The organism is Tenacibaculum sp. TB-56 (assembly GCF_059716275.2).
Genome location: NZ_CM201367.1, coordinates 2,699,638 through 2,722,639, shown reverse-complemented (window position 1 = coordinate 2,722,639; position 23,002 = coordinate 2,699,638). Strand labels below are relative to the sequence as shown.

The following is a 23,002-nucleotide window of genomic DNA, read 5'->3' as shown; positions in this document are numbered from 1 at the left end:
AACTACTAATTATGAAAAAATTTATATGCCTTTTACTTACAGGAGTTATGTTGATAACTTCATGTACACAAGAAGAAGAGTTAGGAGATTCATTAATTGATACTTCTACACCACAATTGAACCCAATAGATCAATGGATTCGTGATAATTATACCACACCGTATAATATTGAAGTAAAATACCGTTGGGATGATTCAGAATTAGACAATTCTCGTCCGTTAACACCGCCAGAAGCTCATAGAGTAATCCCTTTTTTAGAATCGATTAAAGAGCTTTGGATAGAACCTTATATTATTCATGGTGGAGCAGATTTTGTAAAAACGTACATTCCTAAATTGATTGTTTTGGTGGGTAGTCATAACTACAATGCCAACGGTTCAATTGTATTAGGACAAGCAGAAGGAGGTAGAAAAATTACCATTTTCGATTTGAATTATATGGAAGAAGATGATGATAAAGAGTTATTAAACAGTTTAAAAACCATTCATCACGAGTTTGCACATATTTTACACCAAAAAGTAACCTATTCGGTAGAGTACCAAGATTTAACTCCAGAATATACAACTACGTGGTTTAACTTTTCTAATAAAGAAGCATTGAGTAAAGGATTTATTACACCATATGCAATGAAAAGTCCTGATGAAGATTTTGTAGAGATGGTTTCAGAATTTTTACTGCGTTCAAAAGATGAGTGGGATGCGCATATTGATGGAATTGAAGTATACGAGCTTGATGAGTATGGAAATCCAATTTTCGACTGGACAACTTTCACCTATGTGATTGATGAAGAAAAAACCAGAGAAGCAAAGCAACTGTTAAGAACAAAGCAAGACATTATGACTAGCTATTTTACTCAGGTTTGGAATATTAACATATTCGATTTACAAGAAGAGGTTTCAAACAGATTACCATAATAAAACTTAAACAAAATACCATGAAAAAAATAATATATATACTTACCAGTATTACATTTTTACTATACGGTTGTAGTGAAAATACTACAGAGGTTTTCGATGCTCCTGCCGATGTAAGAGTTACTGAGAAAATAACAGAACTAAAGAATTTATTAGTATCTTCAGAACACGGATGGACTACAAATTATTACCCAAATCCTGATGTGTTTGGAGGTTTCTCTTTCGTATTCAAATTTAATGAAGACGAAACCGTAGAAATGGCTTGGGATATTCGAGATGAAGATAATGTAAGCTATTATTCGGTAAAAGCAGTTGATGGAACCAACATTAAAGTTTGATACTTATTCTTTGTTTTCAAAAATGACTGATCCTGAAGTAGGACAAGCAGGTCAAGGATTAGGAGGAGAGCAAGAGCTAATTTATCAAGGTGCATCAGCAGATGGAAACGAACTTTATTTTAAAGGAAAAATTAGAGGAGTACCTGTAACATTTACCAAGGCTGAAGAAAAAGCATGGCAAGATATTCATCTTTTTAAAACGATGGAAGCCACTTTAAAAGAAGTTCCAGGAGTGCATCCATTCTATAAAGTATTATCTGTTGAAGGAGGTACGAGAGAGTACGTATTAGTATTTTATGAAGATGCACGTCGCGTATTTTGCTACTATATGAACGAGAGTGGGCAGCCAGCAGAGCTAAATATGGGAGTAAACTTCTCAGCAGAAGGGTTTGAATTTTACGAACCTATTGATATGGGAGGCGGAAAAATGGTAAGATGCTTTAAGTTTGATGAAGCAAATAGTAAATATGTTGTTGTTGATCCAGGAGTAAATGGTGAGGTTGTTTTTAAAGAAGAATCACCAGTAATATTTAAAGATGCAGCAGACATTTATTTTTCAGTATTGTTTAGTTATTGTTCTTTCAATAGTCCAAAACTAATGTCATCAATTGAAGAAATGTTTACGATTGCCGAACTTCAATATTTTTATTACACTGCTTATAGAGCTCTTCCTGCTTATCAGGAGTTTAAAACGTATTTCAAAGACTATTCTTCGTTTTCTTGGGATATTTCAGAATTTGAAATAACAGGAGAAGATAGTGTTGTTTTTCACGATGGAGGTTTTAGCAGTTGGGAGTATGATGAAGCTACTATGATGGCAAATACAGGAGTACAAGCTTTATATAATATACTTTTTGATCCTAACGGATGGACAGCTGTTCCTATTACTAAAGACGATTTTGGTAAACGATGCTATTTAGTAAGTAACTCAGATCCGAGTATTTACATGCGTTTCGATAGTGATGTTTTCGAATAATAGTTGTGTTGAAAAAGAAAAAAAATTGTGTTAATTAATTTGAATTGAGGGTAGGGGTGTTAACTTTGGGGTGTTAATGCCCTTACCTATTTCAATAAAGTACTGTAAATCTTGAATTAAGTAGTTTATATAGAAACTACTATATAATGTTAGTTCGAGTGATTTTTATTGAGAACTATTTTAAATATTTCGAGGAATTAAACCCTTGGCTATCGCCTTACGATTAAAAATTACTCAAATATTCGTACAAACTATCTTTTGGGGCTAATTCGAATTTTTTTCTAAGTCGGTAACGTCTTTTTTCAACAGCATTTACTGAAATATTAAGTACTCTAGCCACCTCTTTAGTATCTAAATTAAGGCGTAAATAGGCTGCAAAACGAAGTTCGTTATTGTTCAAATCAGGGTGTTTCGTTAGTAACTCTTTAAAAAATCCTTGATGAACTCCTTCAAAATGAATTTTAAAATTCTCCCAATCTTTATCTAAATTGATATTACTTTCAATCCCTTTAATAAGGTCTTTCAAAGCTTTTTTTACCTCAGTACTTTTGGCGTCTGCCATGGCAGCAGAAACCGATGTTTTAATAGTTTGCAGCGTTTCATTTTTATTAACTATATGAAGCGCATTTGTGGTAAGTTCTCGTTCTTTTAGCTTTATTTCGGTTTTGTATTTCTGCTTTCTTAATTTGTTTATTTCTTCTTTAGCTTGTATTTCTTCTTGTAAACGCAAGTTTTCTAAATCTTGTTTCTTTTTTTCAGCGTTTACTTTTTCAAAAGCTAATTTGTCTATTTCTTTTTCTTGTTCAAGCAATAAGTTTTTGCGTTGTAAGTTTCTAAAAACTAAAAAAGAAATAACCAAGAGTCCAACCGCAAGTATAATTATGTTTCGTCGTTGGCGTTTTACATTGAACTCTAAATTTTTAATTTCTTCTTCTTTCTTTTCAGTTTCATATTTAATTTTAAGCTCGTTAATCTGCTTTTGAGTTTTGTCATTATAAATCTGATCGTTGTATACAATAAATTGATTTTTACTGTCCAACGCTTTTTTATAGTCGCCTAATTGGGTGTAAGCATCGGCTAGTTCTCGGTAGTTTTCTTTTATATGCTCACGATCTTTATTTTGGATTGAGAGCGCTAAAGATTTTTCAAAAAATAGTATTGCTTTAGTATAATCTTTAGAAGCTAGATAATATCTTCCTAAATTGTGAGAAGCGACAATAATTCCTCGAGCATACTTGATGGTTTCTGAAATTTCTAGCGATTTATTGTAGTTTAAGTATGCTTTGATAAGATCTTCTTTCCCTAAAAAAATATCACCTAAACTATTAAAAGCGGTGGTCAGCATTTGGCTTTCTCCTAGCTTGGTAAACACAGGTATGGCTTTTTCTATGTGTTCCATACTTTTGTCGTAATCGCCCGTTAAGGTGTAAATATTTGAAATGTTTACCAAGGTTTTTGCCTTTAGCATTTCCTTATTTTCCTTGGTGTAAATATCTACAAGACTGTTGAACCATTTTAACGCATTGTCATAATCTTCATAAATTGAATAAATAATAGCGATGTTGTTTTGAAGCTGTGCGACTCTATCAATTCTATTTAATTCTTTTGCTTTGTTCAACGATTCAAAGTAGTATTCTAAAGCATTGTTGTACATTCCTAAATGAAAATAGGTGATTCCTATTTCGTTCAGTGCGCTAATAAGATTGTCACCTAGGTTTTTATCAATCGCAATTTTCTGCGCCGTTTTAAATTTTTGAAGGGCTTCAAAATAATTTCCTCGGTTAGAGTTTTCGCGCCCTAAAAAAATAAGCGCTTCAATTTCTGCTTTAGAATTGTTGAGTTCTTTTGAAAGTTCTAAAGCTTCTTTTCCGTATAAAACACATTTTCCTGAGTCTTTTTCAACATAAAAACTACAAAGCTGTAAAAGAATGTTTAACTTTTCTTCTTTGGTAACTTCTTTTAATTTAGTTTCAAGACTGTCAATAATTTTAGCATCATCGTCAACCTGAGCATGTAAAGTTGTGGCTGTCAATAAAAAAATGAGTAGTAATGCTCCTATTTTTTTATGTAAGAAAAAGTGTTTATACCAATTGAACATTAAAATATAATTACAAATTTTATATAAATTGAAATGATTCTTAAATGACGATTCACCTAAAAAGCTAATTTACAAAAATGATATTAGAAAGACTTAAAAAGCATTGCTTCCATGCGATAGAAATGCTGATACCACATGGAAGCATTGTTGTTTTGATAGGATTAGTAAGTTAATTTTTCACGGATTTTATCCAAGCATAAATTGTCAATACTTCCTACATGCGTGTGCTTTTTAGAGGTGTCAGGAGTGTACGTTCCATTGGTTACTTCACCACCAATTTTTTGATAAGCCTCTCTAAAACTCATTCCGTTTTCTACTAGTGTGTTGATGTTGTCAACCGTAAAAAGGTATTTGTATTTTTCATCTTGCAAATCCACATCTTTCACAATAATTTGTTGAATAGCATAATCAAAAATATCTAGTACATCTTTTAACTCTTCAAAAGCATTGATGATGTTTTCTTTTAATAACTGATAATCTCTATGATATCCACTCGGTAAATTGTTGGTGATTAATAAGGTTTCGGTATACAACGCTTGAATTTTATTACACTTTCCTCTAATCAATTCAAACACATCAGGGTTCTTTTTATGCGGCATAATGCTACTACCAGTAGTCAATTCATCAGGAAAAGAAATAAAATCAAAATTCTGACTCATATATAAGCAAATATCCATCGCAAAACGTGCTAATGTATTACTTACACTTCCTAATGCCATAGTTAGTGTACGTTCACTTTTACCTCTGCTCATTTGTGCTGCTACTACATTGTATTTTAAAGTAGAAAATCCTAATTCTTTAGTAGTGAATTCTCTATCAATAGGAAACGAACTTCCGTACCCAGCTGCTGAACCTAACGGATTTTGATCTACCGTTTTTAAGGCTGCATTAACCATGCGCAAATCGTCAATTAACAATTCAGCATAGGCAGAAAACCACAATCCGAATGAGGAAGGCATAGCCACTTGCAAATGGGTATAACCTGGTAATAGCTTTGTTTTATATTTCTCTGCTAATTGCAATAAGGTGTTAAAAAGCGTTTTTGTTTTCTCAGAAATCAACTGTAAGTTATCTTTGTAATACAATTGTAATGCCACTAAAACTTGATCGTTTCTTGAACGTGCTGTATGAATTTTCTTGCCAACTTCACCATACATTTTAGTCAATTCGAACTCAATTTTAGAATGTACATCTTCAAATTGAGCATCAATTATAAAAGTACCGTCTTCAACTTGCTGTTGTAGTGTAGTAATTCCAGCAGTTACTTGTGCTAACTCTTCAGAAGTAATAATACCGATGGATGCTAACATTTTAGCATGTGCTAATGATGCTTGCAAATCATACGGAGCAATGTGTATGTCTATCTCTCTGTCATTACCAACAGTGAAATGTTCTATTTTTTTATCTATGGATAATCCTTTGTCCCAAAGTTTCATAATCTTAGTGTTTTTTTAAAGCCAAGAGAATAAATCGCTTCGCATAAGTCTTTGTTCTTGACTCTTTGTTCTATTTTCTTCTACAATACTTTATTCAATAATTTTATATACAACTCAATCCCTTCTTCAATTTCCTTCAGATAAATAAATTCATCAGCGGTATGTGATCGAGTACTATCTCCAGGACCTAATTTTAATGACGGACAACTTAATACTGCTTGGTCAGATAGGGTAGGAGAACCATAGGTTTTTCTTCCTAAAGTAATACCTGCTTGTACTAATGGGTGTTCCACTGGAATAGATGAGGAGTTCAAATTCAAGCTGCGTGGTTGTATGTTGCAAGGTGCGTGTTCTTGTAAAAAGTCACTGATTTCTTGATTGGTATATTGATCGTTTACACGAACATCTATTACCAATTTTACTTCTGCAGGAACAGCATTGTGTTGTTTTCCAGCATTGATTTCTGTTACTGTGAGTTTTACATCTCCCAAGGTTTCCGAGGTTTTTTCAAATTCAACATCTTTAAACCACTGTAATACTTCAATAGTGTTGTAAATAGCATTGTCGTGGTTCGGATGTGCGGCATGACTTGGGGTTCCTTTTACCTCAGCATCAAAAACGACCAAACCTTTTTCTGCTATGGCTAATTGCATCAGTGTAGGTTCACCCACAATAGCTACATCAATCTTTGGTAAGGTTTTTAGCAATCCATTTAAACCGTTAGGACCGCTACTTTCTTCTTCCGCTGTTCCTGCAAATACCAAGTTGTATTGTAGGTTTTCTTGGGCATAAAAATAGGTGTAGGTCGCCAATAGCGAAACCAAGCATCCACCAGCATCGTTACTTCCTAATCCGTAGAGTTTGCCATCTTCTACAATAGCTTTAAAAGGATTTTTAGTATAGCCGTTATTAGGTTTTACGGTATCGTGATGCGAGTTGAGTAATAACGTAGGTTTGTTAGCATCAAAATATTTGTTTACCGACCACACGTTGTTCTGAGTTCTAGTGTATGGAATATCATACTCTTTAAACCAGTTTTCTAACAGTTGTGCGGTTAGGTCTTCTTCCGAAGAAAAAGAAGGCGTTTCTATCAGATTTTTTAATAGGCCAATGGCTTTTATAGTAAGTTCTTGTATCGTCATAATGTTAAAGAGGTGTGTTTAATAGTTGGATTGAATACCATATAAGTACTACCTATATACACTTTATGTACGTTGTGTTGTAAGGCATGGAAACAATTGTCTAATTTAGGAAGCATTCCTTCAAAAATAACACCGTTAGTTTTTAATTGAGTATAGGTTTCAGTATTGATGTGTTCAATAATTGAGTCATTGTTATCAACATCGGTTAATACCCCTGGTTTTTCAAAACAGTAATACAATTCTGTATTAAAATGTGCAGATAAACCTATAGCAATTTCTGAGGCTATGGTATCTGCATTTGTGTTCAGTAACTGTCCGTTTGCATCGTGCGTAATCGAACAAAACACAGGCGTTACTTCATTATTAATTAGTATTGTTGGTATTTGCGTATTTACGGTAACAACGTCGCCCGCAAATCCGTAATCTATAGGTTCAGCAGGACGTTTGGTTGATATAATAGTATTTCCGTCGGCTCCTGTAAACCCCACTGCATTGGCGTTGTGCGCTTGTAACTGCGCAACAATTTGCTTGTTGATTTTTCCGGCATATACCATAGTAATCAAATCTAAAGTTTGCGTATCGGTTACACGTCTGCCTTCAATCATTGTTACCGGAATGTTGAGCTGACTGGCTAGTTCAGAAGCCAATTTTCCTCCACCATGAACTAATACTTTCGGCCCTTTTAACTGAGCAAATTTAGCTAAGAAATTGTTCAAAGTTTTTTCGTCGTTAATAATGTTTCCGCCTATTTTAACAATCTTTATGGTTTTCATTTGTCAATTATCGTTTAGTTTAATGTCAAGTCGAGTGATTTTTCGTACTGTAAGGAAGAAAAATTGTATCGAGACGTTTTCAAGTAGTTCTCGATACATCTCCCTGTGGTCGACACTCGAACTGACAAGTTAAAATTTAACTTAAATGAGTTAAAATCTCTTTTAATACTATCTGTGCTGCAAAAGTTCTGTTGTTGGCTTGTTCAATAACCAGAGAATTCTCACCATCTAAAACAGCATCTTCCACTACTACATTTCTTCTAATGGGTAAACAGTGCATAAATTTAGCAGCACCTATTTTTTCCTGAGTAATCATCCAGTTGGGGTCTTCATTTAGTATTTTACCATATTCATTAAAAGAACTCCAGTTTTTAGCATAGATAAAGTCGGCATTTTCAAAAGCTTTCTCTTGGTCGTACTCAATAGGAAACTGTTGTGTGATTTCTGGATCTAGTTCATATCCTTTCGGATGGGTAATTACAAAATCGACTTCCATTTTATGCATCAAGTGTACAAAACTATTGGCTACGGAATGAGGTAAGGCTTTTGGATGTGGAGCCCATGACAGTACTACTTTTGGTTTACTAACTGTTTTAGTTTCGGTGATGGTAATCGCATCTGCCAACGCTTGTAACGGATGGTCAGTAGCACTTTCCATATTCACAATAGGCACTGTGGCGTATTTAACAAAACTGTTGAGTACTGTTTCGGCTCTGTCTTTTTTCTTGTTTTCTAAAGTAGGAAAAGCCCTAACCGCAATAATGTCGGCATATTGAGAAATCACCTTAGCAGCTTCTTTAATATGTTCAGAAGTGTTTAAATTCATTGCAGTTCCATCCTCAAACTCCATATTCCATGCATTGTTAACGTTTAATACACTTACTTGCATTCCTAAGTTTTTAGCTGCTTTTTCAGTACTTAATCTAGTACGTAAACTGGTATTGAAAAAAAGCATGACTAAGGTTTTGTGTTGCCCCAAATCAGTAAACTGATAAGGGTTCTTTTTTAATTGAGTTGCTTTTTGAATGGTATCTGAAAGATTCTCAATATCGTTTATAGTGGTATATTTTTTCATGACAGTTCCTTTTTTAAAGCCTCGAAAAACACATCGATATGTTGCTTTTGAATGGTTAAGGGGGGAAGAATTCTTAACAAGTTTGGATTCTTAGCGCTCCCTGTGAAAATGTGATGTTTGAATATTAGGTTTTTTCTTAGCTCAGCAATAGGAAAATTAAATTCTAAGCCTAACATTAAACCTCTACCTTTTACAGCTTTTAGTTGTGGAATGGTTGAAATTTGTTCGATAAAGTAAGCGGAAACCTCTTGTACGTTTTTCATCAACTGTTCTTTTTCTATCGTATCTAATACCGCCAAAGAAGCTGCACAAGCCAAGTGATTACCACCAAAGGTAGTTCCTAACAATCCATGAGAAGCTTGAATGCTTGGATGGATTAAAATTCCCCCAACAGGGAATCCGTTCCCCATTCCTTTTGCGATAGAAAGGATATGTGGCGTAATTCCATGCTTTTGAAAAGCAAAAAAATCACCAGTTCTACCAAATCCACACTGAATTTCATCAGCAATAAGCACGGTGTTGTGTTGTTTACATAGGTTTTCTAATCCTTGATAAAAAGTTGTAGAAACTTCGTCTAATCCTCCAATACCTTGAATAGTTTCAATAATAATGGCGCAAACATTATTGTCCTGTAAAGCCTTTTCAACACCTGCTAAATCTTCAAATTCTAAAAAGATAACCTCTTGTTGTGCATTGATAGGTGCTATGATTTTTGGATTGTCAGTAGCAGCCACCGCGGCAGAAGTACGTCCGTGAAACGAGTTTTTAAAAGCTATTACTTTTTGTTTACCTGTGTGAAAAGAGGCTAGCTTTAGAGCATTTTCATTGGCTTCGGCACCCGAATTACATAAGAATAACTGATAGTCTTTACAACCCGATAGTTTTTCTAATTGGTCAGCCAATTCAACCTGTAACGGATTTTGAATAGCATTGCTGTAAAAACCTAACTTACTCACTTGTTCGCTAATATTTTTAACATAAGTAGGGTGTGAGTGCCCGATAGATATTACAGCGTGTCCGCCATATAAATCTAAATATTTAGTGCCTTTATCGTCATATACATATACGTCGTTGGCAGTTACTGGGGTAATATCATATAGAGGATATACGTCAAATAAACTCATTAGTTTTCTTTTTTTATGGTGTTAATTTTGTTGAATGAGGCAACCATTCCCTGTATCAAGGCAGCACTTAAACCTTTGTGTTCCATTTCATTCAAACCTTCAATAGTACAGCCTTTTGGGGTGGTAACTTTGTCTATTTCTTCTTCAGGATGATTTCCTGTAGCGATTAATAAACTGGCAGCGCCTTCGCTGGTGTGCATCGCTAATTCTTGTGCTTCTTTGGCATCGAAACCTAACTGAATAGCAGCTTGTGTAGTTGCCCGTATTAAGCGCATCCAAAAAGCAATTCCACTAGCACATATTACGGTGGCTGCTTGCATTTGATCTTCAGGAATAATCATTGAAGTCCCTAGTTGATTAAAAATAGTTGTAGCTATTTCTAAATCTTCCTTCTTTTGAGTATTACCACTAAGACAAGTCATCGATTTTCCAACGGCAATAGCAGTATTAGGCATGGCTCTGATAATAGTAGTATCTGAACCAATAAGCGCTTCCATTTTTTCAATAGAAAAACCAGCAACTGTAGAAATCACTAAATGATTGTCTGATAACAGAGGAGCAGTTTCTTTTAAAAGAGCTTCTAAATGTGTTGGTTGTACAGCAAAAATTAATACATCAGATGCTGTGATTGCTTCCTTGTTATTAGAACTAATGAAAACGTTGGGTAGCTCTTTAAATTCATTGAGTTCTTCAATATTTCTCTTGGTTAAGAAAAGTTGAGAAAACGAATTGTTTTGTGTCAATCCTTTAGCGATCGATTTTCCTAAGTTACCTGTACCTATAATTGCTATTTTCATGTCTTTTATTTTAAAAATAAGTTGCTTTTAGTTGTAATCCTGTGTCTTCCTGAAAACCAAACATCAAGTTCATGTTCTGAATTGCCTGTCCAGAAGCTCCTTTTAATAAATTGTCAATAACGCTGGTAATTAGTAATTTATCACCATGTTTGTGTACATGAATTAAACACTTATTGGTGTTGACGACTTGTTTTAAATGTAGCTCTTGGTCTGCCATATGCGTAAAAACAGCATCTTTATAATACTCTGTATATAATTGTTTCGCTTCGTCTAAGCTTCCCTCAAAATGAGTGTACTGAGTAGCGTAAATACCTCTAGAAAAATTTCCTCTGTTAGGAAGAAACAATACCTCTGATTCAAAACTGGTTTGAAGTGTATGTATAGTTTGATTGATTTCTCCTAAATGCTGGTGGGTAAAAGGCTTGTAGTACGAAAAGTTATTATCTCTCCATGTAAAATGAGTAGTTGCTGATAGTGAAGTTCCCGCACCAGTAGCGCCAGTAACCGCATTGATGTGTACATCATTTTGTAACAAACCTGCATTAGCTAAAGGTAGTAATCCTAGTTGGATAGCGGTAGCAAAACATCCAGGATTGGCAATATAAGATGCTTTTTGTATTGCTTCTTTTTGAAATTCAGGTAAACCATATACAAACTCTTTTCCTTGAAAAGTGTTATCAGCTTTTAGTCTGAAATCATTTCCTAAATCAATAATTTTTGTATGATTTGAAAAGGTATGTGCTTCTAAAAACTTTTTTGAGTTTCCATGTCCTAAACATAAAAACAGCATATCTATAGAAGCATTGATTTTATTGGTAAAGGTTAATTCGGTACTCCCCACCAAATCTTGATGGACATTCGCTATTTTATTACCGGCATTAGAAGTGCTATATACAAAATTAATAGTAGCTTTTGGGTGTTGTAATAAAAGCCTAATTAATTCTCCTGCTGTATAACCAGCACCTCCGATAATTCCTACTTGTATCATAATTTAGCTATTTACTTGTTGATATATCTTATTCTGATTTCCTAATAATTTGATAAAACCTTTAGCGTCTTCAGCTGTCCAACCTTTGTTTAGTTCACCGTAACTACCAAATTTAGCATTCATTAAATCGTGAGGAGAATCAATTCCATCTAGTGTAAAATGATATGGTTTTAGCGTTACAAAAACATCTCCAGTTACCTTTGCTTGGCTATTTGTAAAGAAAGCTTCCATATCTCTCATCACAGGGTCTAAATACTGACCTTCATGTAAGTGCATACCGTAAAAACTCGCCAAATATTCTTTGTGTTGTAATTGCCATTTGGTTAAGGTATGTTTCTCAAGTAAGTGATGTGCTTTAATAGTGATTAATGCCGCAGCAGCTTCAAAACCAACTCTTCCTTTAATCCCTACAATAGTATCGCCCACGTGAATATCTCTACCAATTCCGAATTTTGAGGCAATTTCATTCAATTGCTCAATGTTTTGTACAGGAGCTTTTTCGTCATCATTAACAGCCAGTAATTCACCTTTTACAAACGACAGTTTTACTTGTTCAGGTACTGTTTTTGTTACTTGAGAAGGGTAGGAGTGTTCTGGTAATGGATGTTCTGAGGTTAACGTTTCTTCACCTCCCACACTGGTTCCCCATAAACCTTTGTTGACAGAATATTTAGCTTTTTCCCAAGACAAATCAATGCCGTTACTTTTTAAGTACTCAATTTCTTCTTGTCTTGAAAGTTGCAAATCTCTGATAGGGGTTATGATTTCAATTTCAGGAGCAATCGTTTGAAAAATCATATCAAACCTTACCTGATCGTTTCCTGCACCTGTACTACCATGCGCAATATAACTAGCACCAATACTTTTAGCGTAGTTTACTATCTCAATGGCCTGTATAATTCTTTCAGCGCTTACTGAAAGCGGATATGTATTGTTTTTTAACACGTTACCAAAAATTAAGTACTTAATTACTTTGTTATAATAATCAGTTACCGCATTGATGTTTTTATAGGTAGCCACACCCATGGTGTACGCGTTGTGTTCAATCTTTTTAATTTCTTCTGAAGAAAATCCGCCAGTATTTACGCTAACTGCATGAACTTCATATCCTTGTTTTGATAAGCTTACTGCACAGTACGAAGTATCTAATCCGCCACTATAAGCAATTACTAATTTTTTCATTTTTTGTCTTTTTTTAGGAAGATGGTTTCCTTTATTCTTTTCAGTCTTTGAAAGACTTTTTCCTTAACTTTTACGTTTTGAGGTTTTTTGTTAGGATCGTATAACATACCAGTACACAGACACATTTTTTGCTGTGTACGTTGCAAAACATCATAGTTTTTACAGGTTTGGCAACCATTCCAAAAAGATTGATCTTCTGTAAGTTCAGAAAAAGTAACTGGCTTATAGCCTAATTCGCTGTTAAGTTTCATTACCGCTAAACCAGTAGTAATGCTAAATATTTTGGCATTAGGAAACTTGGTTCTAGAATGCTCAAAAACTACTTTTTTAATTTTTTTTGCTAAACCGATACCTCTGTAATCTGGATGTACAATTAACCCTGAATTAGCTACAAATTTGCCATGACTCCAGGCTTCGATATAACAAAACCCAGCAAATTTGTCTCCGTCTAGCGCTATAACAGCATTACCATTTTCTAGTTTTGTAATAATATATTCTGGTTTTCTTTTGGCAATTCCTGTACCTCTAACCAGCGCAGCTTCGTCAATAGTTTGACAAATAATTTCTGCATACTTACTATGCGATTGATCAGCAATAACAACTCTCATTGAAATTGATTTTAAATATATTTTCTGTTAATAATCCTTGGTTTGAAAGAAGAACCGGACGCACCTAAGTTCCCAAAAAGAAGTAATACCCTTACGGGCGACGTCGGATAAAAGTAGTGCGTACAGTAGTTGCGTTATTGAAAGTAATAACACTAATTTGTAACAATAAAAAAATGTAAATGATTGAAATCACAACGATAAAAATAAAATTATACAATACTCAGTTTAGGACAAAAGGAAGACTAGCGTCGGTTATAAGACCGCACTAAAAAACTGGGTGTATTATTGTATATTTTACTTGTTTGCATGATGCCACAAATCTATAAAATAAATTTTGATAAATGCTAAATAAAAAATAAGAATTTTTATAATTACAAGTAAAGCAGTATGTTATGAGCTGGTTTTTTATGGTGAGAAATAAAAAAAATAAAAAATATTAGGAAAACTAAAAAATAATTTCAAATATTTGTGGCATCAAATGAAGAAACAAGTATTAAATATCATTTCTATTATTATTGTCATTGTGATTATTTCGCAAGGATAGGGAAGTGGTATTTTATTATTAAATTATATAAATTTTAAAAAGGCTTCCTAAATTTTAGGAAGCCTTTTTTAGTTACAAAAAACATGAATCAATTTTTTAACATCGTGGTGATTATTATTGTCATTATTAGCTCTCCTCCGAGTTGATACAGATAGTTTTTGCCTATAAGGAAGCCTGTATCTAACTCTAGATACAGGCTTTTTTTTATTCCGTGAATATCATAAGACAAAAATATTAATTAATTGATTTTTAAGTTATTATGTTTTTAAAAGATAGGTTAGAAATCATTAAAGTATTGAAAAATAGAAACTAAAGTAAAAAGCGAAAAATAATTTTGAACAGTAAAAACAACTAAAAATGTACTATAACGAGGAAACAGTAATTTTTTACAACGGAGAGTTTATCAAAGCCACAGATGCAAGCGCTAACTTGTATAGCCAAAGTTTACACTACGGGAACGGAGTTTTTGAAGGTATCAGAGCTTATAATACAACGGAAGGAACTAAAGTCTTTAAGTCGTATGAGCATTACAAAAGGCTAAAATACGGAGCAGAAGTCATGAATATTCAATTGGATTATTCTGAAGAACAACTAACGCAAATTACTTACGAATTGTTAGAGCGTAATGGTTTAAAAGATGCTTATATCCGTCCGTTGGTAACCACAGGATCAGATATGAGTTTATTTACTTCTAAAGAAACCAACTTAGTTATTCAATGCTGGGAATGGGGAAAATATATGGGAGATAAATTACTACGTGTAAAAACGTCTTCGTTCCAACGTCCGAATCCGAAGTCATGTTTTGTAGAAGCTAAAGTAACAGGGCATTATATTAATTCAATACTATCAACGAACGAAGCAAAAAATAATGGTTATGATGAAGCACTGTTGCTAGATATGAATGGTAATGTAGCAGAGTGTTCAGGAGCTAACATTTTTATGGAGAAAGAAGGGAAACTATATACACCACCTAGAGGCCATATCATGGCAGGTATTACCCGTGCTACGGTAATTGAGTTATGTGAAGAAGAAGGAATCTTTGTTGAAGAAAAACACTTCACTTTAGAAGAATTAAAAAAATCAGATGCTTGCTTTTTTACAGGAACTGCAGCCGAAGTAGTTGGATTACAATCGTTAGACGATTATCAATTTCCACTAGCATGGGAAAAATCACACGGATACAAACTAATGAAATTATATAAAGACGAAGTATTAGGCTTACGTCAAACAAGCAAAGCAAGCTAAGATGGAACTAAACAAATTTAGTAAACAAGTAACACAAGACGATACACAACCAGCAGCACAAGCTATGTTGCATGCCATAGGATTGTCAAAATCAGACTTAGAAAAACCATTAATCGGAATTGCAAGTACAGGGTATGAAGGAAATCCGTGTAACATGCACCTAAACGATTTAGCAAAATTGGTAAAAGAAGGAACTAAAAATGTCGATTTAGTAGGGTTGATATTTAATACCATCGGTGTTTCTGACGGAATATCTATGGGAACACCAGGAATGCGCTATTCACTTCCTTCTCGTGATGTCATTGCCGATTCTATGGAAACGGTAGTGCAAGCGATGTCATATGACGGATTGGTAACCGTAGTGGGGTGTGATAAGAACATGCCAGGAGCCTTAATGGCAATGCTACGCTTAAATCGACCTTCAGTTTTAGTATATGGAGGAACCATTGCCTCAGGGTGTCATGAAGGAAAAAAGTTAGATGTGGTATCTGCTTTTGAAGCTTGGGGAGAGAAAGTTGCAGGAACCATTACTCAGAAAGAATATCAAAATGTGATTGAAAAAGCATGCCCAGGAGCCGGAGCTTGTGGAGGAATGTATACCGCTAATACGATGGCTTCAGCAATTGAAGCCTTGGGTATGAGTTTGCCTTACAATTCATCGAATCCTGCAATAAGTAATCACAAAGAGGAAGAATGTGCTAAGGCAGGAGAAGCACTACGTGTGTTATTAGAGAAAGATATCAAACCATCTGATATCGTTACCAAAAGATCGTTAGAAAACGCAGTGCGATTGGTAACAGTTATGGGAGGTTCTACCAATGCAGTTTTACACTTTTTAGCCATAGCAAAAGCAGCAGATGTGAAGTTCACTTTAGAAGATTTTCAACGTATTTCTGATGAAACTCCATTCTTAGCCGATTTAAAACCTAGTGGAAAATACTTGATGGAGGATGTACATAAAGTAGGCGGTACACCAGCAGTTTTAAAGTATTTGTTAGAAAAAGGGTTGTTACATGGAGACTGTTTAACTGTAACAGGAAAAACGTTAGCTGAAAATTTAGCAGCAGTTTCAAGTTTAAAAGAAGGACAAGATGTAATAAAACCTTTAGAAACACCTATAAAAGCTACAGGTCATTTGCGAATGCTTTACGGAAATTTAGCAAAGGAAGGCTCAGTAGCGAAAATAACAGGAAAGGAAGGATTGTATTTTTCAGGAAAAGCAAAAGTTTTTGAAGGAGAATATGAGGCTAATGACGGAATACGAGATGGAAAAGTTGAAAAAGGAGACGTTGTAGTAATTCGTTATGAAGGTGCCGAAAGGACTAACCCGGAATGCCAGAAATGTTAAAACCAACAGCTGCTATTATGGGAGCAGGATTAGGTAAGGATGTTGCTCTAATTACAGATGGACGTTTCTCAGGAGGAACCCACGGATTTGTAGTAGGTCACATTACACCAGAAGCGCAAGAAGGAGGTGTAATCGCTTTAGTAAAAGATGGAGACACCATAACTATTAATGCAGAAACCAACACGATTCATGTAGATGTATCGGAAGAAGAATTAAACAAAAGAAAACAAAAATGGACTGCTCCGCCTTTAAAAGTTAAAAGAGGAGTACTATATAAATATGCAAGAACAGTAGCATCAGCATCTAACGGATGTGTAACCGACGAATTTTAATCGCAGGGCGATAGCCAGAGGATTAGTTTCTTAAGGCTTGCTTAGAGGTGGTTGATTTTAGAAAAAGAAAAGAGAAACATGATTCAAAGTGATTTGAATCGTGTAAAACGATACTAATTGAAATAAACGTATGGCCAAAGGCTAAAGACATAAAGCTAAGTTTATGGAAACAAAAACGAAACAACAAACAGAACAAGCAATAACACAAAAAGTAACCATTACAGGTGCAGAAGCTGTAATTAAATGTTTACAAGCAGAAGGAGTCGATTTATTATATGGGTATCCAGGAGGAGCTATTATGCCTGTATATGATGAGTTGTATAAATATCAAGATAAATTACATCATGTATTAACACGTCACGAGCAAGGAGCAACGCATGCGGCACAAGGATATGCCCGAGCTACAGGTAAAGTAGGAGTAGCGATAGCAACTTCAGGTCCAGGAGCGACCAATTTAATCACAGGAATTGCTGATGCGCAGATAGATTCTACTCCAATGGTATGTATCACAGGGCAAGTAGGAGCACATTTATTAGGTTCTGATGCGTTTCAAGAAACGGATATCGTTGGAATTTCAACTCCCGTGACTAAGTGGAATTATCAGATAACGAAAGCGAGTGAGATACCTGAAGTAATGGCAAAGGCATTTTATATCGCTCGTTCAGGAAGACCAGGACCTGTTTTGGTTGATATTACTAAAAATGCGCAGTTCGAAGAGTTTGATTATGAATATAAAAAATGCACATCGGTACGAAGTTATCAGCCTGTTCCGAATATGAATATGCAAAGCGTTGAAGCAGCTGTTGAGTTGATTAACAATGCTGAAAGACCGTTTGTTGTTTGGGGACAAGGAGTAATACTTGGAGAAGCAGAAGAAGAATTCAAAGCTTTTATAGAGAAAGCAGGAATTCCATCAGCAAGTACTTTATTAGGCTTATCAGCTTTACCAACTAAGCACCCGTTACATGTTGGTATGGTAGGAATGCATGGTAATTATAGTCCAAATAAACTAACGAATGAATGTGATGTATTAATTGCTATCGGAATGCGCTTTGACGACCGTGTTACAGGGGATTTAAGCCGTTATGCAAAGCAAGCCAAAATAATTCATTTTGAAATAGATCCTGCGGAAGTAGATAAAAACGTAAAAACAGATGTAGCTGTTTTAGGAAATGTAAAACAAACTTTAGCAGAAGCACTTCCTCTTTTAGAAGAAAACTCACATAAAGAGTGGTTACAAGAATTTAGAAATCTCGATGCAGTCGAGTTTGATAACGTGATAAAAAATGATTTGTTCCCAACGAAAGAAGGTTTAACAATGGGAGAGGTTATCAAGCAAATAAACGAAGCCTCTGAAGGAAAAGCCATTATAGTTACTGATGTAGGTCAACATCAAATGATAGCAAGTCGTTATGCAGAATTCAATCAAACAAAAAGTAATATTACTTCAGGTGGATTAGGAACTATGGGATTCGCCTTACCTGCTGCGATTGGGGCTAAAATGGGAGTTCCTGAGCGAGAAGTAGTAGCTGTTATTGGTGATGGCGGTTATCAAATGACTATACAAGAACTAGGAACGATTTTACAAACCAAAGCAGCGGTTAAAATTGTAGTACTGAATAATGAGTTTTTAGGAATGGTACGACAATGGCAGCAGTTGTTTTTTGACAAACGATATGCTTCTACAGTAATGACAAATCCTGATTTTGTAGCCATAGCTAAAGGATATCATATGGTAGCTAATAGAGTTACTAAAAGAGAAGAATTGGCAACAGCTGTTCAAGAAATGATACAGTCTGAAGAAGCTTATTTCTTAGAGGTTTGTGTAGAGAAAGAAGACAATGTGTTTCCAATGATTCCAACAGGGGCATCAGTATCAGATGTTCGATTAAAATAATAAAATATGAATACAAAAAACACCTATACGGTTTCTATTTATACAGAAAATAATATTGGATTATTGAATAGAATATCAGCAATATTTCAACGAAGACATATCAATATTGAAAGTATTAATAGCTCGTCATCAGAAATTAAAAGTGTATCAAGAATTACACTTTTAGTGAAGGTAACTGAAGAGCAAGTAAAAAAAATCATTGGTCAAATTGAAAAGCAAGTAGAGGTAATCAAAGCTTTTTATCATACGGATGAAGAGACGATTTACCAAGAATCGTGCTTATTCAAGCTAAGTACGGATTTGCTAACAGATAATGATGAAATTCAAACAATTATCAATCAAAGTAAATCAAGAGTTATCAATATAAATAAAAACTTTTTTGTTCTTGAAAAATCAGGAACCAAAGAAGAAGTCGAAGAACTATATCACATTTTAGATAAGCATGGTATCATGCAATTTGTTCGATCTGGTAGAATAGCTATTACAAAAGATGAAATGCCAGTATCAAAATTATTACAATTAATAACAGCATAAACAAACAACACAAATACAATAGAAATGAAAAATTATTTCAACCAATTATCATTAAGAGAGCAGTTAGAACAATTAGGAAAATGTAGATTTATGAATGCTGAAGAGTTTTCAGAAGGAATAGCTGCATTAGAAGGAAAAAAAGTGGTAATTGTAGGATGTGGAGCACAAGGATTGAATCAAGGGTTAAACATGCGCGATTCAGGGTTAGATATTTCATACGCATTACGAGAAGTAGCTATTAAAGAACAACGTCAATCCTATAAAAATGCAACAGAACACGGTTTTGATGTAGGTACCTATGAAGAACTAATTCCTACTGCTGATTTGGTGTGTAATTTAACACCCGATAAACAACATACACAGGTAGTAAATGCAGTGATGCCATTAATGAAATCAGGGGCAACCTTATCGTATTCTCACGGATTTAATATTGTTGAAGAAGGAATGCAAGTCCGTAAGGATTTAACCGTAATTATGGTAGCGCCTAAGTGTCCAGGAACAGAAGTTAGAGAGGAATACTTGAGAGGATTTGGTGTACCTACATTAATTGCGGTACATCCTGAAAACGACCCAGAAAATAAAGGATTGGCACAAGCAAAAGCCTATGCTTATGCTACAGGAGGTCATAAAGCAGGAGTGTTAGAATCGTCGTTTGTTGCTGAGGTAAAATCAGACTTAATGGGTGAACAAACGATCTTATGTGGAGTGTTACAAACAGGGTCAATTTTGTCTTTCAATAAAATGGTAGAAGAAGGAGTAGAATCAGCATACGCTTCTAAACTTATTCAATACGGGTGGGAAACAATTACCGAAGCGTTAAAGCATGGAGGAATAACTAATATGATGGATCGTTTGTCTAACCCAGCAAAATTGAAAGCCTACCAACTTTCTGAAGAATTAAAAGAAGTATTGGCTCCGTTATTCAACAAGCATATGGATGATATTATGTCAGGACATTTTTCAAAAACTATGATGGAAGATTGGGCAAATGATGATGTGAATCTATTAACATGGAGAGCAGCTACTGGAGAAACGCAATTTGAGAAAACAGCTGCTACTTCTGAAGAAATTTCAGAACAAACCTATTTTGATAAAGGAACTTTATTAGTTGCTTTTGTAAAAGCAGGAGTTGAGTTGGCTTTTGAAACCATGGTGAAATCAGGAATTATCTCAGCATCGGCATACTACGAATCGTTACATGAGTTACCGTTAATAGCCAATACGGTAGCACGTAAGAAGTTGTTTGAAATGAATCGTATTATTTCTGATACTGCTGAATACGGATGTTATTTATTCGACCATGCAGCAAAACCATTATTAACTGATTTTATGAAATCAGTAAGTACTGATGTTATCGGAACGGAATACAGTACTACCAATGAGGTAGATAATCTGGAATTAATAAAAGTGAATAAAGCAATTCGTAACCATCCAATTGAAGAAGTAGGAGCAGAATTGAGAGAAGCAATGACTGCTATGAAGGTTATCAAAACCAATGTCAGTCATGAAGAACCCGTTTTAGCATAATCGTATGGAAGTTCAAAAAGAAACGTATTTTCCTAAATTAGAAGCAATAGAGCAAGCTGCTACAACTTTACATGAAGTTGTGGCGGTTACTCCGTTGCAAGAAAATTTCAACTTATCTAGACAATTCGGTGCAAATATATTTTTAAAAAGAGAAGATTTACAGCAAGTTCGTTCGTATAAAATTAGAGGAGCTTACAATAAAATTAGTTCTTTAACAGAAGAGGAACTGGCAAATGGAATTGTGTGTGCTAGTGCAGGAAATCATGCACAAGGAGTTGCCTTAGCATGTAGAAAAAAAGAAATCTACGGAACTATTTATATGCCTGTACCAACACCAAAACAAAAGGTAGAACAGGTGAAAATGTTTGGTGGTGATTTTGTAGATATTCGATTGATAGGTGATACGTTTGATGACGCTTATAAAGCAGCAAAACTCTTATCGGATAGTTTACAAAAAACGTTTGTACATCCGTTTGATGATGAAAAAATTATTGAAGGACAAGCCACAGTAGGCTTAGAGGTTTTAGAACAAGCACAACAACCTATAGATTATGTTTTTGTACCTGTTGGTGGTGGTGGATTGGCTTCTGGTTTATCAAGTGTTTTTAAATTGTTGTCACCAAAAACAAAGATTATAGGAGTAGAGCCAGCTGGAGCACCTTCTATGAAAAAGTCGTTAGAAGAAAACAAAAATGTTGTACTAGAAAATATAGATAAGTTTGTTGATGGAGCGGCGGTACAGCAAGTAGGGGAGTTGACCTATAAAATTTGTAAAGAAAATTTATCGGATATGATTACCGTTCCCGAAGGAAAAGTGTGTCAAACTATCTTAGAAATGTATAACAAAGAAGCAATAGTAGTAGAGCCTGCTGGAGCTTTGACGATAAGTGCACTTGATTTTTACAAAGAAGAATTGAAAGGTAAAAATGTAGTGTGTGTTATTAGTGGGAGTAATAATGATATTACTCGTACCGCTGAAATAAAAGAACGTGCATTGTTATACAGTAAATTGAAGCACTATTTCATTGTTCGTTTTCCACAACGTGCAGGTGCGTTAAAAGAGTTTGTAGCTGAGGTATTGGGTGAAAATGATGATATTACTTTTTTTGAATACTCTAAAAAGACCAATAGAGAAAATGGTCCTGCTGTTGTTGGTATAGAACTAGAGAGAAAAGAAGATTTACAACCATTAATTCATCGAATGAAACAGCGAAACTTTTATGGTGAATACTTAAACGATAAACCTAATTTATTTGAATTCTTAGTGTAATATAAATACGACTGTATAAAATGTCATTCCGAACGAGGAACGAGGAGGAATCTCATACAAATGAGTAACAAATATTCAAAAGATTTCTCCCTTTGGTAGAAATGATGTTTTTGACAGTCTTATTTTTGACCAAGATACACCCAATGGTCTTTTTCTTTACAAAAAACAGAGTTTTCATGAATCACATCAACATTGCCATTTTCCATAAAAAAAGCTTTAAACTCAACAGTAGTTTCTGTTGCATGTAGCACTTCTAACTTTATCCAATTAACAGCTTTTGTCCAAGCTAAAATTTCTCTCTTTTCACGCTTAGAAGGTCTGGTGCTGCTATGGTGACTTTTTTGTAAGTAATCAATATTTGCTAACACAAAAGCACTATATCTTGAACGCATTAAAGCTTCAGCAGAGGTTACTGAATGAATATTTTGATGTGCCTTTTGACAGCAATCATGATATTGTTTGTTAGGATTACATGGACACTGCATAATTAATTGATTAATTCAGGTTGTTCTTGTACTCTAAAGCAACGTTCTTCACCAAGAAATAAAGGATTTCCATGTTTTTCAGACCAAAATCCGTCTAAAATATCTTTAGAAAGACAAGAATATACTACTACACCTTTGTAGATAGTGTTATCATCACCTAAGTAGTTAAAATTGATAGCTAAAATATTATTTTTAAAGAAGCCAGTTCCAAATTGTTCTTGTTCGTTATTAATTAACCATTTGGCAACGATTCTGTTATTCTCGTCAAGAGTCAAAGAAAGTGTTCCTTTGTACGTGTTGGTACTTTCGTCTTGGTTGCTACCAATAATATTGTAGGTTCCTATTAAATCTTCTACCGTCATGAAATCT

The 23,002-nt window shown here is 34.5% G+C and carries 20 protein-coding genes and 1 pseudogene; 9 read left to right on the top strand and 12 right to left on the bottom strand.

All coding sequences use genetic code 11. The features are described 5' to 3' along the window. Positions 1–11 precede the first annotated feature (11 nt). From AC3VI6_RS13070 to AC3VI6_RS13060, 3 genes are read left to right on the top strand one after another with little or no spacing between them, the layout of a single operon-like run. The gene (locus tag AC3VI6_RS13070; RefSeq protein ID WP_497706528.1) at positions 12–914 is read left to right on the top strand and encodes a substrate import-associated zinc metallohydrolase lipoprotein; all 903 of its coding nucleotides are present in this window, start codon (positions 12–14) and stop codon (positions 912–914) included. Between the two features lie 20 nt (positions 915–934). Beyond that, a complete protein-coding gene (locus AC3VI6_RS13065) occupies positions 935–1,252 on the top strand; it encodes a DUF4302 domain-containing protein (protein ID WP_497706527.1) in 318 nt (105 codons plus the stop codon). After that, positions 1,230–2,228, top strand: coding sequence for a DUF4302 domain-containing protein (locus AC3VI6_RS13060; RefSeq protein WP_497706526.1), 999 nt, complete (start codon positions 1,230–1,232; stop codon positions 2,226–2,228). Before AC3VI6_RS13065 ends, AC3VI6_RS13060 begins: the two co-directional genes overlap by 23 nt. A gap of 223 nt (positions 2,229–2,451) precedes the next feature. Here AC3VI6_RS13060 and AC3VI6_RS13055 read toward each other — a convergent pair whose 3' ends face one another. The 10 genes from AC3VI6_RS13055 to AC3VI6_RS13010 all read right to left on the bottom strand — a co-directional run bounded on the left by AC3VI6_RS13055 (position 2,452) and on the right by AC3VI6_RS13010 (position 13,451). Then, complete coding sequence (locus tag AC3VI6_RS13055) at positions 2,452–4,326, bottom strand: tetratricopeptide repeat protein (RefSeq protein ID WP_497706525.1); 1,875 nt, start codon at positions 4,324–4,326, stop codon at positions 2,452–2,454. A 161-nt stretch (positions 4,327–4,487) separates the two neighbouring features. Then, the gene (gene argH / locus AC3VI6_RS13050) at positions 4,488–5,762 is read right to left on the bottom strand and encodes an argininosuccinate lyase (RefSeq protein WP_497706524.1); all 1,275 of its coding nucleotides are present in this window, start codon (positions 5,760–5,762) and stop codon (positions 4,488–4,490) included. 80 nt (positions 5,763–5,842) lie between these two features. Beyond that, on the bottom strand, positions 5,843–6,904 hold the full coding sequence (locus AC3VI6_RS13045; RefSeq protein ID WP_497706523.1) for a M20 family metallo-hydrolase: 1,062 nt from the start codon (positions 6,902–6,904) through the stop codon (positions 5,843–5,845). After that, entirely contained in the window at positions 6,901–7,677 is a 777-nt protein-coding gene (argB, locus tag AC3VI6_RS13040) for an acetylglutamate kinase (RefSeq protein ID WP_497706522.1), read from the bottom strand. Before argB ends, AC3VI6_RS13045 begins: the two co-directional genes overlap by 4 nt. Positions 7,678–7,813: 136 nt before the next feature. Further along, on the bottom strand, positions 7,814–8,752 hold the full coding sequence (locus tag AC3VI6_RS13035; protein WP_497706521.1) for a Rossmann-fold NAD(P)-binding domain-containing protein: 939 nt from the start codon (positions 8,750–8,752) through the stop codon (positions 7,814–7,816). After that, positions 8,749–9,876 carry an aspartate aminotransferase family protein gene (locus tag AC3VI6_RS13030; RefSeq protein ID WP_497706520.1) on the bottom strand — a complete coding sequence of 376 codons (1,128 nt, stop codon included), beginning with the start codon at positions 9,874–9,876 and terminating at the stop codon, positions 8,749–8,751. The genes AC3VI6_RS13035 and AC3VI6_RS13030 overlap by 4 nt, the downstream gene beginning before the upstream one ends. Next, positions 9,876–10,673, bottom strand: coding sequence for a pyrroline-5-carboxylate reductase (gene proC, locus AC3VI6_RS13025; RefSeq protein WP_497706519.1), 798 nt, complete (start codon positions 10,671–10,673; stop codon positions 9,876–9,878). The genes AC3VI6_RS13030 and proC overlap by 1 nt, the downstream gene beginning before the upstream one ends. Positions 10,674–10,683: 10 nt before the next feature. Then, positions 10,684–11,661, bottom strand: coding sequence for an N-acetyl-gamma-glutamyl-phosphate reductase (gene argC, locus AC3VI6_RS13020; RefSeq protein WP_497706518.1), 978 nt, complete (start codon positions 11,659–11,661; stop codon positions 10,684–10,686). 3 nt (positions 11,662–11,664) lie between these two features. Then, positions 11,665–12,843, bottom strand: a complete 1,179-nt coding sequence (locus AC3VI6_RS13015) for an argininosuccinate synthase (RefSeq protein WP_497706517.1) — start codon at positions 12,841–12,843, stop codon at positions 11,665–11,667. Further along, a complete protein-coding gene (locus tag AC3VI6_RS13010; protein WP_497706516.1) occupies positions 12,840–13,451 on the bottom strand; it encodes a GNAT family N-acetyltransferase in 612 nt (203 codons plus the stop codon). Before AC3VI6_RS13010 ends, AC3VI6_RS13015 begins: the two co-directional genes overlap by 4 nt. 901 nt (positions 13,452–14,352) lie before the next feature. Between AC3VI6_RS13010 and AC3VI6_RS13005 the strand changes: the two genes are divergently transcribed. The 6 genes and pseudogenes from AC3VI6_RS13005 to ilvA all read left to right on the top strand — a co-directional run bounded on the left by AC3VI6_RS13005 (position 14,353) and on the right by ilvA (position 22,148). Then, a complete protein-coding gene (locus AC3VI6_RS13005) occupies positions 14,353–15,240 on the top strand; it encodes a branched-chain amino acid transaminase (RefSeq protein WP_497706515.1) in 888 nt (295 codons plus the stop codon). A 1-nt stretch (position 15,241) separates the two neighbouring features. Continuing rightward, positions 15,242–16,920 (top strand): annotated as a pseudogene (ilvD, locus tag AC3VI6_RS13000) (dihydroxy-acid dehydratase). Between the two features lie 163 nt (positions 16,921–17,083). After that, positions 17,084–18,817, top strand: a complete 1,734-nt coding sequence (gene ilvB / locus AC3VI6_RS12995) for a biosynthetic-type acetolactate synthase large subunit (protein WP_497706514.1) — start codon at positions 17,084–17,086, stop codon at positions 18,815–18,817. 6 nt (positions 18,818–18,823) lie between these two features. After that, positions 18,824–19,351 carry an acetolactate synthase small subunit gene (ilvN, locus tag AC3VI6_RS12990; protein ID WP_497706513.1) on the top strand — a complete coding sequence of 176 codons (528 nt, stop codon included), beginning with the start codon at positions 18,824–18,826 and terminating at the stop codon, positions 19,349–19,351. Between the two features lie 24 nt (positions 19,352–19,375). Next, positions 19,376–20,878: a ketol-acid reductoisomerase gene (ilvC, locus tag AC3VI6_RS12985; protein ID WP_497706512.1), complete on the top strand. Its 1,503-nt coding sequence runs from the start codon at positions 19,376–19,378 to the stop codon at positions 20,876–20,878. Between the two features lie 4 nt (positions 20,879–20,882). Next, positions 20,883–22,148 carry a threonine ammonia-lyase IlvA gene (ilvA, locus tag AC3VI6_RS12980; protein ID WP_497706511.1) on the top strand — a complete coding sequence of 422 codons (1,266 nt, stop codon included), beginning with the start codon at positions 20,883–20,885 and terminating at the stop codon, positions 22,146–22,148. 119 nt (positions 22,149–22,267) lie between these two features. On the opposite strand, the gene AC3VI6_RS12975 is transcribed toward ilvA, so the two are convergent. Next, a complete protein-coding gene (locus AC3VI6_RS12975; RefSeq protein ID WP_497706510.1) occupies positions 22,268–22,633 on the bottom strand; it encodes a YchJ family protein in 366 nt (121 codons plus the stop codon). A gap of 2 nt (positions 22,634–22,635) precedes the next feature. Beyond that, positions 22,636–22,995, bottom strand: coding sequence for a hypothetical protein (locus tag AC3VI6_RS12970; RefSeq protein WP_497706509.1), 360 nt, complete (start codon positions 22,993–22,995; stop codon positions 22,636–22,638). Positions 22,996–23,002 lie beyond the last annotated feature (7 nt).

Coding starts and splice junctions, on each gene's coding strand:
- argC (WP_497706518.1), bottom strand. CDS start 11,661: ATGATACAAGTAGGAATTATCGGAGGTGCTGGTTATACAGCAGGAGAA.
- AC3VI6_RS13065 (WP_497706527.1), top strand. CDS start 935: ATGAAAAAAATAATATATATACTTACCAGTATTACATTTTTACTATAC.
- argB (WP_497706522.1), bottom strand. CDS start 7,677: ATGAAAACCATAAAGATTGTTAAAATAGGCGGAAACATTATTAACGAC.
- AC3VI6_RS13035 (WP_497706521.1), bottom strand. CDS start 8,752: ATGAAAAAATATACCACTATAAACGATATTGAGAATCTTTCAGATACC.
- AC3VI6_RS13055 (WP_497706525.1), bottom strand. CDS start 4,326: ATGTTCAATTGGTATAAACACTTTTTCTTACATAAAAAAATAGGAGCA.
- ilvA (WP_497706511.1), top strand. CDS start 20,883: ATGGAAGTTCAAAAAGAAACGTATTTTCCTAAATTAGAAGCAATAGAG.
- AC3VI6_RS13070 (WP_497706528.1), top strand. CDS start 12: ATGAAAAAATTTATATGCCTTTTACTTACAGGAGTTATGTTGATAACT.
- AC3VI6_RS12975 (WP_497706510.1), bottom strand. CDS start 22,633: ATGCAGTGTCCATGTAATCCTAACAAACAATATCATGATTGCTGTCAA.
- ilvC (WP_497706512.1), top strand. CDS start 19,376: ATGAAAAATTATTTCAACCAATTATCATTAAGAGAGCAGTTAGAACAA.
- AC3VI6_RS13045 (WP_497706523.1), bottom strand. CDS start 6,904: ATGACGATACAAGAACTTACTATAAAAGCCATTGGCCTATTAAAAAAT.
- AC3VI6_RS13060 (WP_497706526.1), top strand. CDS start 1,230: ATGGAACCAACATTAAAGTTTGATACTTATTCTTTGTTTTCAAAAATG.
- proC (WP_497706519.1), bottom strand. CDS start 10,673: ATGAAAATAGCAATTATAGGTACAGGTAACTTAGGAAAATCGATCGCT.
- AC3VI6_RS13005 (WP_497706515.1), top strand. CDS start 14,353: ATGTACTATAACGAGGAAACAGTAATTTTTTACAACGGAGAGTTTATC.
- ilvB (WP_497706514.1), top strand. CDS start 17,084: ATGGAAACAAAAACGAAACAACAAACAGAACAAGCAATAACACAAAAA.
- AC3VI6_RS12970 (WP_497706509.1), bottom strand. CDS start 22,995: ATGACGGTAGAAGATTTAATAGGAACCTACAATATTATTGGTAGCAAC.
- AC3VI6_RS13030 (WP_497706520.1), bottom strand. CDS start 9,876: ATGAGTTTATTTGACGTATATCCTCTATATGATATTACCCCAGTAACT.
- AC3VI6_RS13015 (WP_497706517.1), bottom strand. CDS start 12,843: ATGAAAAAATTAGTAATTGCTTATAGTGGCGGATTAGATACTTCGTAC.
- ilvN (WP_497706513.1), top strand. CDS start 18,824: ATGAATACAAAAAACACCTATACGGTTTCTATTTATACAGAAAATAAT.
- AC3VI6_RS13010 (WP_497706516.1), bottom strand. CDS start 13,451: ATGAGAGTTGTTATTGCTGATCAATCGCATAGTAAGTATGCAGAAATT.
- argH (WP_497706524.1), bottom strand. CDS start 5,762: ATGAAACTTTGGGACAAAGGATTATCCATAGATAAAAAAATAGAACAT.